Here is a 16,593-nt window from a genome sequence, read left to right as displayed (position 1 = left end):
CCCGTTCACCGCCCGGCGAGTCGGAGACATAGTGTGCTGGCCTCCCGCGTGGCAGAATCTGTCCCACCACGGCGGCGCGGCTCGGATCTTCCGGGTGGAACCAGGTGGAGGGGAAACGGGGGCGTTTCGGTGATCGAAGGCGGTGCTGCGCACGGACCCGGGCCTCGCGTCGGTCAGGATCTCGTCGGCCCGGAAGTTTCCTCCCAGACCGAACCGGACGAGGACTCCGGAGCCGGGCGGGACCGGGCCGCCAGCCGCCGGGACGTGGCCGGCGATGCCCGGGATCGAGCAGCGAACCTTCGCGACCAGCTGAACGACGCCCTGGACCGGGACGGCGCAGCCTCCGACGTCCGCGGCCTGGAACTCCAGACGACACCCAGTTTCGACGACCTGAGGAAGTTGCGCACTGCAGCCGCCCTCGAGCGGGCCTGGGCCGGTAGTGACCGCGGCCAGGCAGGACGTGATCGGGACAGCGCAAGAGCGGACCGGGGCTCGGCGGCCGACGACCGTGACATGGCGGCCCAGGACGAACTCACCGGCGTGTACTCGCGGAGCGCCGGACTGCTCCGACTGGAGAGCGAGGTGGTCAGAAGTCGACGGTCGGGTAGATCACTCGTCCTGGGTTTCGTCGATGTCGATTCCCTGAAGAAGATCAACGACTCGCGGGGCCACTCGGCCGGTGACCTGGTCCTGCGGGAGGTCGCGCACACGCTGCGGGAGATGCTCCGTCCCGACGATCTCGTCGTCCGGTTCGGCGGGGACGAGTTCCTCTGCGTCGTCCCCGGCATCCCGCTTGCAGCGGCGAGAGGGCGGTTTCTGCAGGTCAACGAGATGTTGGCCGTAGCAACCCACCTCTGGTCGGTATCGGTCGGACTGGCCGAACTACGACCAGGTGACACCAGCACCGATCTCATCGCCCGAGCTGATGCAGACCTCTACCGGGTCCGGCGCGAATCCCGCAGGCCGCCGCAGGTCGGGCCGGCGCAAGGCTGACCGCAGCCTTGCGATCGCTCGGGCGAGGGTGGAGGGCGGCCTCCACTGCCGAGCGAGCCTTTCGGCAACGAGCATGGAACGGTTTACCCTTTCGTTGCGGCCCCTTCGTCTTCCGGCTGCGTCCACCACGCCGTCATCGAGCCACCGTCACGAGGTCGCAGGGTCATCGGTGTCGACCGGGTCCCCTCCCGGCCGGCGCCGCCGGGCCACCGCGGCAGAGCAGGAGTCACCCATGAGTGCCACCGATTCTCCGGCCCTGGAGGCCACCACCGCCTGGTCGCCGACCGCGGGAATCGATGCCTCGCCACAGGTCGGAGCTCCTGCCGAAACGCTGGGCAGCAGCCCGAAGCCGGGTGTCCGCCTCGTGGTGCAGGTGCCCTGTCTGAACGAGGAGGAGACCCTCGGGATGGTCCTGTCGACGATTCCGAAATCGATCCCCGGCGTTGCCGAGATCATCGTGCTGATCATCGACGACGGCTCGACCGACCGGACCGTGGAGGTGGCCAGGGCCCACGGTGTGACGCACTTCGTCCGGCATGCCCGCAACCGCGGTCTCGGCCGTTCGTTCCACGACGGCGCGCAGAAGGCACTGGAACTCGGCGCTGACATCCTGGTGAACACCGACGGCGACAACCAGTACCCCCAGGAGCGGATCGGTGACCTGGTCCAGCCGATCCTGCGTGGTGAGGCCGAAATCGTGATCGCCGACCGGCAGGTACATCTGGTCGAGCACTTCTCCAAGTTCAAGGTGATGCTGCAGAACTTCGGTAGCGGCGTGGTGAACAAGGCAGCCGGTACCAAGTTGCCCGACGCGGCCAGCGGCTTCCGTGCCTATTCGCGCGACAGCCTGATGCTGCTCAACACCATCACCCGGTTCTCGTACTGCATGGAGACGATCATCCAGGCGGGCAACAAGAAGTTGAAGATCGCCAGCATCCCGGTCGTCACCAACCCCAAGACCCGTGAGTCCCGCCTGTTCAAGTCGATGCGCGAGCACATCATGAAGTCGGCCGGTGCCATCGTCCGTTCGTACATCATGTACAAGCCATGGGCCATCTTCTCCTTCTTCGCGACCATCTTCGGACTGCTCGGCGCCTACTTCTTCGCCCGCTACGGCATCCTGCGGCTGACCGGTGACACCGGCGAGCACCTCCAGTCGATCGTGGTCGGCGCGGTGTCGCTGATCGTCGGATTCCTGTCGATCATCATCGGGATCACCGCCGACCTCATCCGTACCAATCGAATGCTCATCGAGGACACCCTCGAACACACCAAGAAGATGAGATTCGGGCGGGTGGGCGACTACATCTCGCTCACCGAGGCGCAGGAGATGGGCCGGGAACAGGCGCTGGCGGCCATGGCCCAGCGGTCGAGTCCCCAGCGGTCGAGTCACTGAGCACCGGAACCAGCATGCCGAGCTACGCACCACCGGCCACCTACGTCGCCGAACGCGAGCACCCGCTGCGGTGGGGCGTGGTCGGCACCGGCGGCATCGCCCACACGGTGATGTCCGATCTGCTCCTGCTGCCCGATGCCGAACTGGTCGCCGTGTGCTCCCGGTCAGCGGAGCGCGGCGCGGCCTACGCCGCCGGCCTGACCATCCCGGACGAAGGATCCCGACCCGCGATCACGGTCTACTCCGTGCTGGCCGACATGCTGCCGGAGATCGACGTTCTCTACGTCGCGACCCCGCACGCGGTGCATCACGAGGCGGCCATCCCTGCGTTGGAGTCCGGCACCGCCGTGCTGGTCGAGAAGGCGATGACTGTGCACTACCCCGACGCGGAGGCCATGGTGGCAGCCTCGACGAAGCACCGGACCTTCCTGATGGAAGGGGTCTGGTCGCGGTTCAACCCGCTGCACGTGCGGCTGCGCGCGCTGATCGGATCCGGGGCACTGGGCGAGATCCGCCAGGTCGTCGACGATTTCAGCTTCCGGTTCCCGTACGACCCCCGGCATCGCCTCTTCGACCCGGCTCAGGGCGGCGGAGCACTGCTGGACCTCGGCCCCTACCCCGTGTCGATGATCCAGTCGCTGCTGGGCGATCCGGATTCCGTGACGACGTTCGGCGGCCTCGCCCCCAACGGTGTCGACGACACCGCCACCCTGCTGTTCCGATACCCGGACGCGGTGTCCGGGATCGGGACCTGCACCATGCGCGCGCAGGGATCCAACACCGCCACCGTGATCGGCACGCTGGGTCGGGTCGAGATCGCCGCGAACGCGCTGGCCCCACGCCTGATGACGCTGCACCTTGCCGATGCGGAACCCGAGGTCCTGACCGCCGAGATCGAGGGTGCGGGGTACCTTCCGCAGCTCCGCGAGGTGCAGGCCCGGGTACGTGCCGGCGAGATCGAGAGCCCGGTGATGCCGCATCGCGACTCCCTGTCGATGATGCGGATCCTCACCGGCGCGCTGTCCGACCTGGGCGTCGTCCATCCCTGACCCGGGCATCGGAAAGTAGGCCGCGCGTCGGGAAAGACAGCCCTGCCGGTAGTTTCAGACGCGCACGCCGGTCAGGTTCGCCCGTCAGCCCTCGTCGGCCCCGACCAGGCGCAGTCGCAGCTGGAGGGTGACCGGTCCGGTGATCTCGTAGGCCGGCAGCACACCGGGTCCGCACGCCGCAGTGCCCACCCCGCCGACAGCCGCGTCGATGTCGAGGTGAACGAACCCGTCGGGAGTCAGTTCGTCAGGATGACGGGCCTCCGCCAATGCCGCCGAACTCCAGGGCCGCACGGTGACATCGATCAAGGGGTCTCCGATCAGCAGGATGCCGGCCCCGGAGTCGGTCAGGCTCGCCCAGCGGACCGACCGCCGGTTGCCGTTCTCCTGGGGGAACACGTAGGGCGTCTGCAGACCGGCGAGGTCGGAGGCGAATCGCCCCACCCGCACCGCGGTCGTGGTGTCCGGGTAGGCCTCTCCCGGGCCGAGACCGAACCAGTCGAGATGCTGCAGGCGGCCAGGCAATTCGAGCGCCAGACCGACTCTCGGCAGGACCGGCCACCCGGCCGGCGGGTCCACCTTCATGGCCAGATGCGCCTCGTCAGGCTCGGCACTGGTCCAGCGGTATGCCACCACGGCCCTCTGGTCGGATCCAGCTGGACCGACGTGGTAGGTCGAGGTGATCTCCTGATCGCCCACCTCCAGGTCGATCAGCTTGTGCTGTAATCGGTGCAGACCCATTGCGCGCCAACGGGTGTCCATGCTCTTGCCGGTGTCCCGTTCGGTGTGCGGGATGCCGTGGTCGTTGTCCGTCGGGGCCCGCCAGAGCGTGACCCTGGCGTCGTGCACGGCGAGGTCGCCAACGGCGGCGAGCAGCCCGGTCCGGGGGTCGATGGTGACCGGGCCGATGGACCCGTGCCTGGACTGTCGCGCACTCGATGGTGCGGCGAGCCGGCGGTCGGGACCGGCTGGGAACTCGACTTGCGCCTGCTGCCAGGCGATCTCGTGGCCGGCCGTGGCCCAGGGCTGGTCGGCTGCCAACCTCGCGGTGACCGAGATCCACCGTTCGCCATGGGTTCCGGGGGGTGTCGTACCAGCCGGGAGCAGAGCCGCGGCAGCGGTCAACTCCGCCGGCCACCCGACGGTGGCGGATTCGCCGGCGGCCAGCAGCGGCATCGCCATGGTGCCGCTGTCCACCCGGGCGCCGCTGTCCTCCAGTAGCCAGTCGAGGGTGAATCCCGACGTATCCAGGAAATCGTGCCGGTTGTCGATGCGCACCGCCCGCGTCTGCGGATCGATGGTCAGCTTGACCGGCGCAATGACCTTCTTGAACTCCAGCAGACCCGGCGACGGGGTGCGATCGGGGAACAGCAGGCCGTCGGTGATGAAGTTCCCGTCGTGCACCGGCTCACCGAAATCCCCACCGTAGGCGAAGTAGTCGTCCCCGTCGGCGTTGCGGGCGGTGATGGCCTGGTCCAGCCATTCCCAGACGAAACCGCCCTGCAGCCGGGGGTGGGCGTCGAAGAGGTCCTGGTACTCGGTCAGTCCACCGGGACCGTTTCCCATGGCGTGCGCGTATTCGCACAGCAGGAATGGCAGGGATCGTCGATGGGCGTCGAGTTCGTCGGTGGCGGCGGCGCTCTCGGTCAGCAATCCGATCTGCTCGACCTCGGGGACGTCCGCGTACATCCGGCTGTAGACGTCGACATCACCGCTGTCCCAGTCACCTTCGTAGTGCACCAGCCTCGAGGAGTCCCGGGACTTGACCCACCTGGCCATCGCCGAGAGGTTCCGGCCGACCCCGGATTCGTTGCCGAGCGACCACAGGATGATGCTCGGATGGTTCTTGTCCCGCTCCACGGTGCGCTGCATGCGGTCCAGGAGCGCGGGCTGCCACATCGGTTCGTCGCTCGGGTTGTTCCGCCACTCGTTGAGGAAGAAACCGTGGGTCTCAAGATCGCACTCGTCGATCACCCACAGACCCCATTCGTCGCACAGGTCGAGGAACCGGCGGTCCGGCGGATAGTGACTGGTGCGGACGGCATTGATGTTGTGCTGCTTCATCAACGCGATGTCCTGACGCATCGTCTCCAGGCTGATCGTCCGACCGGTCTCCGGGTCCCACTCGTGACGGTTCACGCCACGCAGCAGCAGCGGCACGCCGTTCACCTGAAGCAGTCCGTCACGCAGTTCGACCCGGCGGAACCCGACCCGCAGCGTGATCACCTCGGTGTCGGACGTCAGGGTGCCGTCGTACAGGACAGGCGTTTCCGCAGTCCACGGCCGAACCCCCGGCAGGGGGTGGGCCACCGCGGCGTCCGCCCCGGCGAGCCCGAGATCGGGGAAATCCAGCCGACCGGCGACCGGCGACCCAGCCGCATCGGTGGCGTCAACGGTGAGCACGCCTGTTCCGGTGGCCGCTTCGAAATCCGCATGCACGAACACATCCGACGGCGCGCCGGCCGGGCGGCACAGCAGGGAGACCGAACGGAAGATGCCCGAGACCCACCACATGTCCTGGTCCTCGAGGTACGAGGCCGCCGACCACTGCCGCACCCGGACAGCCAGGACGTTCTCGCCCGGCCGGAGCACGTCGGTGACGTCGAACTCCGCGGCGAGCCGGCTACCCGTCGACCAACCCAGCAGGACGCCGTTGAGCCACACCGTGGCGTGCGAGTCGACCCCTTCGAACCGCAGCACCCGGCGGCCGGCGGGCCAGCCCTCCGGACCGTCGAAGGAGACCCGGTACTCCCCCGTCGGATTCGCGTCAGGGACATGCGGCGGATCGACCGGGAACGGATAGATGACGTTGGTGTAGGCCGGCGGGCTGTACCGCGGCTTCGCCGGAAGCCCGGCCAGTTGCCAGACCGACGGGACCGGCAGCAGATCCCACTCCGCATCGTCGTGCCCGGGCTCCTCGAAGCCGATCGTCAGGCCGGCGGCGTCCGGGCTGAAGTGGAACTTCCACGACCCGTCCAGGAGCAGCGACGGCGCGTCGGAATCCCACCAGGACCGTGGGGCGAGGCGACCCTCACCGGGCAGGACGCTTTCCACCGAGGCGATCTCGCTCGAGTCGAGGTGCCTTGCACCGTCGCGATCCTGCCGCGGTCGTTCCCTCGCTGAAGTCATCTTCGGAGTCTAGGGGGACGCCTCGGGGGCGCTCGTTCGCAGAGGGAAGCGCCGAGCAGTGTGGCCAGGTCCTCGTCGTTGCCGGCGGGCCGCTGGAAGGCGATCGGCTACGCCAGGTGAGCGCCCTCCGCCTCGCCGATCGCCTGGTCCAGGATCTCCAGGCCGAGGGCGATCTCCTCCGGCGTGCTCGTCAGGGCCGGGGCGATCCGGAACGTGCCGCCCATCCCGCGCAGCTGGACCACGTTCATGTGCAGACCGAGCTCGAGGCACCGCCTGGTGACCCAGGCGCCCAACACGTCCGACCCCTCCTTCGTGTCGCGATCCAGCACCAGTTCGACGCCGTGCAGCAGTCCGCGACCCCGGACATCGCCCACCGCCTGGTGTCTCGACTGGATCTCGAGCAGCCCGGCCCGCAGCTGGGCCCCCTTGGCCTGCACCTGGACATCCATCTGCTCGCGTTCGAGGACGTCGAGCACCGTGTTGCCCACCGCCGCGACCAACGGATCGGAAACATGGGTGGTGAAGAACAGGAACCCACGATCGCGGGCCGTCTGCTCGATCTCCGCGCTCGTCACCACGGCTGCCAGCGGGAGCCCCGCACCGAGGGTCTTCGAGAGCGTCAGGATGTCCGGCACCACACCCTCCCGCTGGAACGCATACCAGTCCCCGGTCCGGCACAGCCCGGTCTGCGCCTCGTCCAGGATCAGCAGCATCCCGCGCTCACGGCACTTGGCCTTCAGTGCAGGGAGGTAGCCGAGCGGCGGCTCGATGATGCCGGCTGAGCTCAGGATCGGTTCGACGATGCAGGCGGCCAGGCTGCCGACCGACTGTGCGTCGACCATCCCGAAGGCATGGTCCAGCTGGCGCCTCCAGTCGAACGTCCCGTCGGTCACGAAGTCAGGGCGATACGGGTTGGGTGTCGGGATGGCCAGGTTGCCGGGCGCGACCGGACCGTAGCCGTAGCGACCGGAGCTGTAGGTGGCGGCGGCCGCGCCCTGGGTCATCCCGTGCCATGACCCGCTGAAGGACACCGTCTCGAACTTGCCGGTGACCAGTTTCGCCAGCCGTAGCGCCGCCTCGTTCGACTCGGCGCCGGTGGTCAGCAGCAGCACCTTCTCCAGCGGATCGGGCAGTGAATCCGCCACACGCCGCGCCAGGTCGACCACCGGCCGGGACAGCATGCCGCTGAACAGATGGTCGAGCGTGCCGATCGACTTTCGCACCGTGGCGACGATCTCGGGGTGCGAGTGGCCGAGGATGGCGCTCATCTGGCCCGAGGTGAAGTCCAGGATCTTCCGGCCGCTCTCGGTCCAGAGGAAGCTGCCGGCCGCCCGCTCGATGATCTCCGGCGTGAACGTCGCGCCGTACCGGATCAGGTGGCGATCGGCGTCGGCCCAGAACTGCTCGGCGGTGCCGGACGCGGGAGCAGTACCGCGAGCGGGCGTGGTCCCGGGAGCGGCGGGCTCGGCAGCGGAGATCAAGGAAGTCGGGGAGGTCATGCAGGAGACCGTAGGCCGCGCGTCAGCCGCGTCCATGACGGGCCGCTGAGATCTGGGTCTTGCCAATCTGCCGTTCAGGTAATATGTTACGTATCACCGAGAACGTGAGCGTGTTTCACCCGCCAGACCTCACCCATAATACCGGACACGGCTTCGACGAGACGAAGCAAGAAGGAGAACAGCACCATGACGGACCAGAAGAAGGCGTGGCACGGCGTCTACGTCGCGGCCGCGCTGCCGTTCAACGACGACCTGTCGGTCGACTTCGACAGCTACGCCGAGCATGTCGCGTGGTTGGCGGCGAACGGAATGCACGGTGTGGCCGCCAATGGTTCGCTCGGTGAGTACCAGACCCTGTCCGATGACGAGCGTGCCCGCGTGGTCACCACCGCAGTCGAGGCCGCGCCCGAGGGATTCGGCGTGATGCCCGGTGTCGCCGCGTACTCCAGCCACCAGTCCCTGCGCTGGGTCGAGCAGGCCGCGGAGGCCGGCGCCCAGTCGGTGCTGGCGCTTCCGCCGAACGTCTACAAGGCCGGACCCGACGCCGTCGTCGACCACTACCGCGTGATCGCCAAGGTCGGGCTTCCGATCGTGGCCTACAACAACCCGTTCGACACCAAGATCGACCTGGTGCCCGAGCTGCTGGCCCGCCTGCACGGCGAGGGCCTCATCGTGGCCGTGAAAGAATTTTCCGGCGACGTCCGCCGCTCCTACCAGATCAAGGAACTGGCGCCGGAACTCGACGTCGTCATCGGCGCTGACGACGTGCTGCTGGAACTGGGCATCAACGGTGCCGTCGGCTGGGTCGCCGGCTACCCGAACGCGCTGCCCAAGGGCAGCCTGGAGCTCTACCAACTATCGACCTCGGCCGACCCGGCCGACTGGGCGAAGGCCCTGGTCGTCTACCGCGATCTGCACCCGCTGCTCCGCTGGGACTCCAAGCACGAATTCGTCCAGGCGATCAAGCTCTCGATGGACGTCGCCGGGCGCAAGGGCGGCATCTGCCGGCCCCCGCGTTCCCCGCTGTCCCCGGAAACGGCCGCTCAGATCACCAAGGACACCGAGGCCGCCCTGGCCAAGGGTTACCTGTGACCTCCAGCTTTCCGGCAGCATCCACGGTGCTCACCACGACCGCCGATCCGACGGTCACGGCGGTGGTCGACGCCGCCGCTGCGGCCGCGGAGGTGTGGGCTGCCACCACACCGGCGCAGCGGCGCCGGGCACTCGACGCCGTCGCCGATTCACTCGATGCCCACGTGGACGAGCTCGTCCGGATCGCAATCGCCGAAACCCATCTCGGTGAGCCGCGGTTGCGCGGTGAGGTGAAGCGGACGTCGTTCCAGCTCCGCCTGTTCGGCGAGGTCCTCGCCGATGGTGCGTTCCTGGACGCCCAGATCGACCATGCCGACCCGCAGTGGCCGATGGGCGCTCCCCGCCCCGATCTTCGACGCGTCCTGGAACCCGTCGGGCCGGTGGTGATCTTCGCGGCCAGCAACTTCCCGTTCGCGTTCAGCGTCGCCGGTGGCGACACGGCCTCCGCCCTGGCCGCCGGCTGCCCGGTGATCCTCAAGGCCCACCCCGGGCACCCGGCGCTCTCCGTCCTGACGGCCCGACTCGTCACCGCGGCCCTGGCCGACGCGGGTGCCCCCGACGGTGTCTTCGCGCTGATCGTCGGCGACGGGGCCGGACGACAGGCGCTGACCGATCCGCGCGTCAAGGCCGGTTCGTTCACCGGCTCGATCGCCGGTGGCCGCGCATTGTTCGACCTGGCCAACTCCCGGCCGGAGCCCATCCCGTTCTTCGCCGAGATGGGCAGTGTCAACCCGGTTTTCGTCACCGCGGCAGCCGCCGAGCTGCGCGCGGAAGCGATCGCCCGCGGTCTGCTGGATTCCTTCACCCTGGGCGCCGGGCAGTTCTGCACCAAGCCCGGTGTCGTCCTCGTCCCCGAGAAGTCCTCGGTCATCGAGCATCTCGTGTCGATGACGCTTCCGGCGCCCGCTCCGATGCTGAACAGCCGGATCCAGGCCGGGTACACCGCGGTGCTCGCCGATCTTGCCGACCACCCGGAGGTGAGCGTGCTGGCCGGCGGTCCGTCCGGGGTGCCGACGAACTACGAGGGCGAGGATCCACCCGGGCCCACCATCCTGGTCACCGGAATCGCTGCGCTGCTGGCGGATCCGGACACGCTGCTGACCGAATGCTTCGGTCCGACCGTCCTGCTGGTCACCTACTCCGACGAGTCCGAACTGTTGGCCGCCGCCCGGAGTCTGGACGGCCAGCTGACGGCCACCATCGCCGGTGAGCCGGACGACGCGGTCGTCCCGGAACTGGTCCGGCTGCTGGCCGGCAAGGCCGGGCGTCTTCTCTGGAACCAGTGGCCGACCGGGGTCAGCGTCACGCACGCCCAGCAGCACGGCGGCCCGTACCCGGCGACCACCGCGCCCTCGAGCACGTCGGTCGGCACCGCGGCGATCACCAGGTTCCTCCGACCTGTTGCCTACCAGGGTTTTCCAACGGCACTGCTGCCGGCAGCACTGCAGGACAGCAACGCCGAGGGCATCCCGCAGCGGGTCGACGGCGTCCTGGTCCAGCGCGGCTCGGAGTACTGATGCAGGCCTTCGGTGGTCGGATCGAGCAATCGAGCCTCAAGGACAAGGTCCTTGCCATCCTGCGCAAGAACCTGATCACCGGAGACCTGGTCGAGGGGCAGCTGTATTCGGCGGCGTCCATCGCCGCCGAACTGGGCGTGTCGACGAGTCCTGTCCGGGAGGCCCTGCTGACGCTGGTCGACCAGGGCGTGATGGAAGCCGTCCGCAACCGCGGGTACCGCGTCCTGCCGCTCGGCGAGCAGGATCTTCAGGAGATCTACCAGATGCGGGCGCTTCTCGAGATCCCCAGCATGGTCGGGCTTTCCGGCCATGCCGAGGTCCTCGCCCGGGAGGCCGAGTTCCGCGGCCTGGCCGACGACATCGTGGGGGCGGTCGCGTCCGGCGATGTCGTCGCCTACCTCGAGGCCGACCTGGTCTTCCATCTCAGCCTGCTGCGCATCCTGGGCAACCATCGGCTCACCTCGACGGTCAAGTCCCTGCGCGACCAGACCCGTCAGCTCCGGCTGACCACCCAACTCGGCACCGACGAGCTCGTCCGGACGGCGCAGTCCCACCTGCACATCGTCGACGCACTGGTCGCCGGTGACTCCGAACGGGTCCGGCAGCTCATGATCGAGCACCTGGAGCACATCCGGACCGACTGGGGTTCCGATGTGCTCGATGCTGCCGCAGGCATGTCGGCGGCTGTCAGCACACCGCACGGAAGCTACCAGTGACAGCGCCCGTTCTCACCTCTCTGCCCTTTCTCGACGGGATCACCCTGGCTTCACTGGTGTCCTGGGACGCGGCCATCGCTGCAATCGAACACGCTCTGCGGCACGGCCGGGATCTGTCCGCCGGCCCGGCCCGCACCTCCGTCCCGGCCGCCAACGGCGAGATCCTCGTGATGCCGGCGGAATCCGACGAGGCGGTCGGCGTCAAACTGGTGAGCATCGCGCCGGCCAATGCCCGGCTGGGTCTTCCCCGCATCCAGGGCGTCTACGTCTTCTTCGACGCGACGACCCTCGCCCCGCAGCTGTTGATCGACGGGCTGGCCCTGACCTCGCTGCGCACACCGGCGGTCTCTGCCCTCGCCGTGCGGTACCTGGCCGCCCAGGACGCGGCGTCGCTGACCGTCTTCGGCACCGGCCCGCAGGCCTACGCCCACGTGCAGGCCGTCAACTCGGTCCGCGCCCTGCGCGACGTCCGGGTCGTTGCACGAACCCTGGAACGGGCGGCGGACCTGGTGTCCCGCCTGCGCGGCGAGGGGTTCAACGCCTCCGCCGGCACTGCGGACGCGGTGCGGGAGGCCGACATCGTCGTCTGCGCCACCACTTCCGACCAACCGCTCTTCGACGGCTCGTTGTTGTCCGACCACGCCTGCGTGGTGTCGGTCGGTTCGCACTCGCCCACCGGCCGGGAGTTGGACGCACAGGTCTTCGCCCGCGCCGACCGGGTGGTGGTCGAGGAGCGCACCACGGCGCTCCGGGAAGCCGGCGATGTGATCCTGGCGGTCGCCGCCGGCGTCCTCGACGTCGGTAGCCTCGTCGACATGACCGAGATGCTGAGCGCGGACCGGCATCACGGTATCTCGGTGTTCAAGAGCGTCGGCATGGGATGGCAGGACCTCGCCGTCGCCGAGGCCGCCAAGGCGGCCTGGCTCGACAGGTGGCCCATCCTAGGCAGGTCGCATGTTCTCGACCGGGCCACCTGATGGCGGCCTCCACCGACGTGGTGATCATCGGCGCCGGCGTGGTCGGCGCCGCCTGTGCGTTCTACTGCAGCAAGGCCGGGCTCGACGTGACAATCGTCGAGCGCGGGCCGATCGGGGGTGGCACCACCGCCTCCTGCGAAGGCAACATCCTGTTGTCGGACAAGGAACCTGGGCCGGAACTGGACCTGGCCCTGCTGTCCTCCCGGCTCTGGACGGAGATCGCCGAAGAGATCGGCGCGCACCGACTCGAGTACCAGCGCAAGGGCGGCGTCGTGGTGGCCACCAGCGAGTCGACCGCGACGGCCCTGCGCGGCTTCGCCGCCCACCAGCGCCATGCCGGGATCGAGTCCGTGGACCTGTCCCTCGACGACCTGATCGAGCTCGAACCGAACGTCACCCGCGCCGCGGCCGGCGGGGCGTTCTACCCCCAGGACAGCCAGATCCAGCCGATGCTCGCCACTGCTCAGATCATCCGCCACGTCCGCCGGACCGGTGCCCGCGTGATCACCGGCACCTCGGTCACCGGATTCGCCCGTGGCCGGGACGGTGCCATCACCGCCGTCCGGACCGATTCCACGACGCAGCCGACGATCCCGGCACGGTGGGTGATCAACGCCGCCGGCACCTGGGCCGGGCAGATCGCGGACATGGCCGGCGCACCGATCCCCGTGCTACCGCGCCGGGGATTCATCCTCGTCACCGAGCCGTTGCCCGAGGTCGTGCACCACAAGGTCTACACGGCCGAGTACGTCGCGAACGTCGCCAGCAGTGATGCCGGCCTGGAGACCTCCGTGGTGGTCGAAGGAACCAGGGCCGGTTCGGTGCTGATCGGGGCCAGCCGGGAACGGGTCGGGTTCGACCGCACCATGTCCTTGCCGGTCGTGCGCAAACTCGCCGCCCAGGCGGTCGAGGTCTTCCCGTTCCTGGCCGACGTCACGCTGCTGCGCACGTATCTCGGATTCCGTCCGTACTGCCCTGACCACCTCCCCGTCATCGGAAACGACCCTCGGGCCCCCGGCCTGATCCAGGCGACCGGACACGAAGGCGCCGGCATCGGGCTCTCTGCGGGAACCGGACTGCTGATCTCCCAGATCATCATCGGAGCGTCGACCGCCATCGACCTCCAGCCCTTCCGCCCGCACCGCTTTGAGGAGGTCGCCGCGCGATGAGCGGGACGAGCAAGGCCACGATCCAGTTCTCGTTCGACGGCGTGGCGCTGACTGCCGTCGAAGGGCAGTCCATCGGTGCCGCATTGATCGCCGCGGGACACCGTTCCTGGCGAACCACCCGCATCAACGGCGCGCCCCGCGGCATCTTCTGCGGCATCGGGATCTGCTTCGACTGCCTCGTCACCGTCAACGGTCGACCCAGCCGCCGCGCGTGCCTGATCGACGTCCAGCCCGGCGATGTCGTCGTCACCCAGGAAGGGGCAGGGCATGCCGACCTCGCCGGCTGAAAACGCTTTGCCTGATAGCGGTTTCGATCAGGACTTCTTCGACGTGGCCGTGCTCGGCGCCGGACCGGCCGGGCTGGCCGCGGCCGGATCGGCCGCCGCGGCCGGGGCAAGGGTCGCACTGGTCGACGCCGGCAAGCGGACCGGTGGCCAGTACTGGCGGCACCGGCACGGCGACGACGGGAAACATCACACCGGGTGGTCGACCTACCAGAGCCTGGAACAGGCCATCGAGCGACGGGCCGAACGCATCGAACATCTTGCGGGTCATTCGGTCTGGCAGGTGGAAACGCTGCCAGGGCCGATGTTCCGGGTCAACATGACCACCGGTGACGGCGAGCGGGTCATCCTGGCGCGCACGGTGATCGTCGCCACCGGTGCCTACGACCGTCAGCTGCCGTTCCCGGGCTGGACCGTCCCTGGAGTCTTCACCGCCGGCGCGGCGCAGGCACTGCTCAAGGGGCAGGGCGTGCTCGCCGGTTCCAGGATCGTCGTGGCCGGCACCGGCGTCTTCCTGCTGGCAGTGGCGGCGGGCCTGGCCGAGGGCGGCGCCGAGGTGGTCGGGGTCTTCGAGGCCGGCGGCGCGCCGACCTCCTTCGCCCGACATCCGGTGGCCCTCGCCCGCAATCTGACCAAACTGGGTGAAGGTGCCCACTACACCAGGATTCTCGCTCGACACCGTATCCCCTACCGGACCCACACCGCGGTGGTGAGGGCACGCGGTGCGGAGTCGCTCACCGGCGTGGTGACGGCCAAGCTGGACCGCGACTGGCGCGTCATCGACGGTTCCGAGCAGGAGATCGACTGCGACACCCTGGCCGTCGGCTACGGTTTCACCCCGCAGCTCGAGCTTGCGGTACAGCTGGGCTGCTCGACCAGACTGGACTTCGACGGCAGTCTGGTCGCGGTGGTCGACGCGGACCAGCTCAGCAGTTCCCCTGGCGTCTACGTCGCGGGCGAGGCGACCGGGGTCGGCGGGGCAGCTTTGTGCGTGGTCGAGGGCGAGATCGCCGGCCGATCCGCTGCGGCCGCCACGGGTCACGCCCCGACGGACGGCCGGACGGCCGGACGGCTGCGACGTACTCGTACGGCGCGGCATCAATTCGCCACCGCGCTGCTGGAAGCCTTCCCGGTGCGGCCGGGGTGGATGGACTGGCCGGACGAGGACACCATCGTCTGCCGCTGCGAAGAAGTCACCGTCGGCGAGATCACCGAGGCGATCACCGAACTCGGAGCTGGGGACCCGCGGGCGGTCAAGCTCTACTCACGTCCGGGGATGGGCCTGTGCCAGGGTCGGGTGTGCGGCTACGCCATCAGTTGCCTGGTCGCCGACCGAGCCGGCCACACCCCGACCGTCGCGGACCTGCAGGGGGTGGCCGGCCGGCCGATCGCCCAACCGATCACCCTCGGACAACTGGCCAGGGCCCACCACCGCAGCATCGAATGAAACGTCATCCCCGATCGCTGTTCCACCACCAGAAAGGCCTCTGCCGACATGCGCACTGACCGTGTCTTCCATTCGGTCGACTCCCACACCGAAGGAATGCCGACCCGGGTGATCACCGGCGGCTTCGGCGTGATCCCCGGCGCGACGATGTTCGAACGTCGGGAGTACTTCCTCGAGCACCTCGACCACGTCCGCGAGCTGCTGATGAACGAACCACGCGGCCACGCGGCGATGAGCGGGGCAATCCTGCAACCACCCACCCGACCGGACGCCGACTACGGCGTCCTGTTCATCGAGGTGTCCGGCTGTCTGCCCATGTGCGGACACGGGACCATCGGTGTCGCAACGGTTCTGGTGGAGACCGGAATGGTCGAGGTCACCGAGCCGGTCACCACGATCCGATTGGACACCCCGGCTGGTCTGGTGGTCGCTCGGGTGGCGGTGAAGGATCGGGTGGCCGAGTCGGTCACGCTCACCAACGTGCCGTCCTTCGCTTTGGGCCTCGACCGAAAGGTCGAAGTTTCCCCCTGGGGCCAGGTCTCGTACGACATGGCCTTCGGCGGCAACTTCTATGCGATCGTTCACCTGGAGGATCTCGGGATCGAGTTCAGTCGGGCGAACAAGGACGAGATCCTGCGTGCCGGACTGGCCATCATGGCCGCGATCGACGAACAGGACCTGCCGGTCCATCCCGGCAATCCCGGCATCACCGGTTGCCACCACGTCTACCTGGCCGCGCCGGGTTCGGACGCCAAGCACTCCCGGCACGCCATGGCCATCTACCCCGGCTGGTTCGACCGCTCCCCCTGCGGAACAGGGACGAGCGCGCGCATGGCCCAATTGCACGCGCGCGGAGAGCTGGCGCTGGACACCGACTTCGACAACGAGTCCTTCATCGGTACCCACTTCATCGGCCGGCTGGTGGAGGAGGGTGAGCTGAACGGGATCACCACCGTCACGCCGACGATCACCGGCCGGGCCTGGGTGACCGGGACGGCGCAGTACATGCTCGATCCACGCGATCCGTTCCCCCGCGGATTCGTGCTCTGAGCACATGACGAACCGTCTGGAACTGTCAGCCGTGGTGCTACCCGACCGCCACCCACCCGCCGAGTTCCTCGACGACGACGCCGAGGCGGAACGGGCCGGGGCCCCCCGGTCTGGACCTACGACCACCTCATGTGGCCCCCGCTGCAGGACAGTCCGTGGTACGGCAGCGTTCCGCTCCTGGGTGCGGCAGCCCACGCCCCCTGACCCCGCGCTTATCAACTTCCACGGCGCTCATCAACGTAGCGGAAATGGGACAGGAGGGACAGGAATCGTCAACT

At 68.6% G+C, this 16,593-nt stretch carries 13 protein-coding genes; 11 read left to right on the top strand and 2 right to left on the bottom strand.

From position 1 onward, the window contains the following. The first annotated feature begins 129 nt into the window (after nt 1-129). From ABIB25_RS01625 to ABIB25_RS01615, 3 genes are all read left to right on the top strand, one after another. Complete coding sequence (locus ABIB25_RS01625; protein WP_354526653.1) at nt 130-993, top strand: GGDEF domain-containing protein; 864 nt, start codon at nt 130-132, stop codon at nt 991-993. A 232-nt stretch (nt 994-1,225) separates the two neighbouring features. Continuing rightward, nucleotides 1,226-2,389, top strand: coding sequence for a glycosyltransferase family 2 protein (locus tag ABIB25_RS01620; protein WP_354526652.1), 1,164 nt, complete (start codon nt 1,226-1,228; stop codon nt 2,387-2,389). A 14-nt stretch (nt 2,390-2,403) separates the two neighbouring features. Continuing rightward, complete coding sequence (locus tag ABIB25_RS01615; RefSeq protein ID WP_354526651.1) at nt 2,404-3,438, top strand: Gfo/Idh/MocA family protein; 1,035 nt, start codon at nt 2,404-2,406, stop codon at nt 3,436-3,438. Nucleotides 3,439-3,522: 84 nt separating this feature from the next. Here ABIB25_RS01615 and ABIB25_RS01610 read toward each other — a convergent pair whose 3' ends face one another. Next, a complete protein-coding gene (locus ABIB25_RS01610; RefSeq protein WP_354526650.1) occupies nt 3,523-6,564 on the bottom strand; it encodes a glycoside hydrolase family 2 TIM barrel-domain containing protein in 3,042 nt (1,013 codons plus the stop codon). Nucleotides 6,565-6,671: 107 nt separating this feature from the next. Continuing rightward, complete coding sequence (locus ABIB25_RS01605) at nt 6,672-8,063, bottom strand: aspartate aminotransferase family protein (RefSeq protein ID WP_354526649.1); 1,392 nt, start codon at nt 8,061-8,063, stop codon at nt 6,672-6,674. 186 nt (nt 8,064-8,249) lie between these two features. On the opposite strand from ABIB25_RS01605, the gene ABIB25_RS01600 reads away from it, so the two are divergent. The 8 genes from ABIB25_RS01600 to ABIB25_RS01565 are packed head-to-tail and all read left to right on the top strand — an operon-like array spanning nt 8,250 to nt 16,315. Beyond that, the gene (locus ABIB25_RS01600; protein ID WP_354526648.1) at nt 8,250-9,155 is read left to right on the top strand and encodes a dihydrodipicolinate synthase family protein; all 906 of its coding nucleotides are present in this window, start codon (nt 8,250-8,252) and stop codon (nt 9,153-9,155) included. Further along, nucleotides 9,152-10,672, top strand: a complete 1,521-nt coding sequence (locus ABIB25_RS01595) for an aldehyde dehydrogenase (NADP(+)) (protein WP_502919717.1) — start codon at nt 9,152-9,154, stop codon at nt 10,670-10,672. Before ABIB25_RS01600 ends, ABIB25_RS01595 begins: the two co-directional genes overlap by 4 nt. Next, complete coding sequence (locus tag ABIB25_RS01590; RefSeq protein ID WP_354526647.1) at nt 10,672-11,388, top strand: GntR family transcriptional regulator; 717 nt, start codon at nt 10,672-10,674, stop codon at nt 11,386-11,388. The genes ABIB25_RS01595 and ABIB25_RS01590 overlap by 1 nt, the downstream gene beginning before the upstream one ends. Then, nucleotides 11,385-12,365 (top strand): ornithine cyclodeaminase family protein, encoded by a 981-nt coding sequence (locus ABIB25_RS01585; protein WP_354526646.1) that lies wholly within the window; start codon nt 11,385-11,387, stop codon nt 12,363-12,365. Before ABIB25_RS01590 ends, ABIB25_RS01585 begins: the two co-directional genes overlap by 4 nt. After that, nucleotides 12,365-13,534, top strand: a complete 1,170-nt coding sequence (locus ABIB25_RS01580) for an NAD(P)/FAD-dependent oxidoreductase (protein ID WP_354526645.1) — start codon at nt 12,365-12,367, stop codon at nt 13,532-13,534. The genes ABIB25_RS01585 and ABIB25_RS01580 overlap by 1 nt, the downstream gene beginning before the upstream one ends. After that, nucleotides 13,531-13,821, top strand: coding sequence for a (2Fe-2S)-binding protein (locus ABIB25_RS01575; RefSeq protein WP_354526644.1), 291 nt, complete (start codon nt 13,531-13,533; stop codon nt 13,819-13,821). Before ABIB25_RS01580 ends, ABIB25_RS01575 begins: the two co-directional genes overlap by 4 nt. Continuing rightward, a complete protein-coding gene (locus ABIB25_RS01570; RefSeq protein WP_354526643.1) occupies nt 13,802-15,265 on the top strand; it encodes an FAD/NAD(P)-dependent oxidoreductase in 1,464 nt (487 codons plus the stop codon). The genes ABIB25_RS01575 and ABIB25_RS01570 overlap by 20 nt, the downstream gene beginning before the upstream one ends. A gap of 48 nt (nt 15,266-15,313) precedes the next feature. Then, nucleotides 15,314-16,315, top strand: coding sequence for a proline racemase family protein (locus ABIB25_RS01565; protein WP_354526642.1), 1,002 nt, complete (start codon nt 15,314-15,316; stop codon nt 16,313-16,315). Nucleotides 16,316-16,593: the final 278 nt, after the last annotated feature.

The organism is Nakamurella sp. UYEF19 (assembly GCF_040546275.1).
Lineage (GTDB): Bacteria > Actinomycetota > Actinomycetes > Mycobacteriales > Nakamurellaceae > Nakamurella.
Note: the sequence above shows the minus strand (reverse complement) of the source record. Positions and strands in the feature narration are given on the sequence as shown.

What these genes read in the sequence shown, in the direction of transcription:
- ABIB25_RS01570 (WP_354526643.1), top strand. Translation starts at nt 13,802, where the DNA reads ATGCCGACCTCGCCGGCTGAAAACGCTTTGCCTGATAGCGGTTTCGAT.
- ABIB25_RS01590 (WP_354526647.1), top strand. Translation starts at nt 10,672, where the DNA reads ATGCAGGCCTTCGGTGGTCGGATCGAGCAATCGAGCCTCAAGGACAAG.
- ABIB25_RS01580 (WP_354526645.1), top strand. Translation starts at nt 12,365, where the DNA reads ATGGCGGCCTCCACCGACGTGGTGATCATCGGCGCCGGCGTGGTCGGC.
- ABIB25_RS01565 (WP_354526642.1), top strand. Translation starts at nt 15,314, where the DNA reads ATGCGCACTGACCGTGTCTTCCATTCGGTCGACTCCCACACCGAAGGA.
- ABIB25_RS01620 (WP_354526652.1), top strand. Translation starts at nt 1,226, where the DNA reads ATGAGTGCCACCGATTCTCCGGCCCTGGAGGCCACCACCGCCTGGTCG.
- ABIB25_RS01615 (WP_354526651.1), top strand. Translation starts at nt 2,404, where the DNA reads ATGCCGAGCTACGCACCACCGGCCACCTACGTCGCCGAACGCGAGCAC.
- ABIB25_RS01600 (WP_354526648.1), top strand. Translation starts at nt 8,250, where the DNA reads ATGACGGACCAGAAGAAGGCGTGGCACGGCGTCTACGTCGCGGCCGCG.
- ABIB25_RS01575 (WP_354526644.1), top strand. Translation starts at nt 13,531, where the DNA reads ATGAGCGGGACGAGCAAGGCCACGATCCAGTTCTCGTTCGACGGCGTG.
- ABIB25_RS01605 (WP_354526649.1), bottom strand. Translation starts at nt 8,063, where the DNA reads ATGACCTCCCCGACTTCCTTGATCTCCGCTGCCGAGCCCGCCGCTCCC.
- ABIB25_RS01610 (WP_354526650.1), bottom strand. Translation starts at nt 6,564, where the DNA reads ATGACTTCAGCGAGGGAACGACCGCGGCAGGATCGCGACGGTGCAAGG.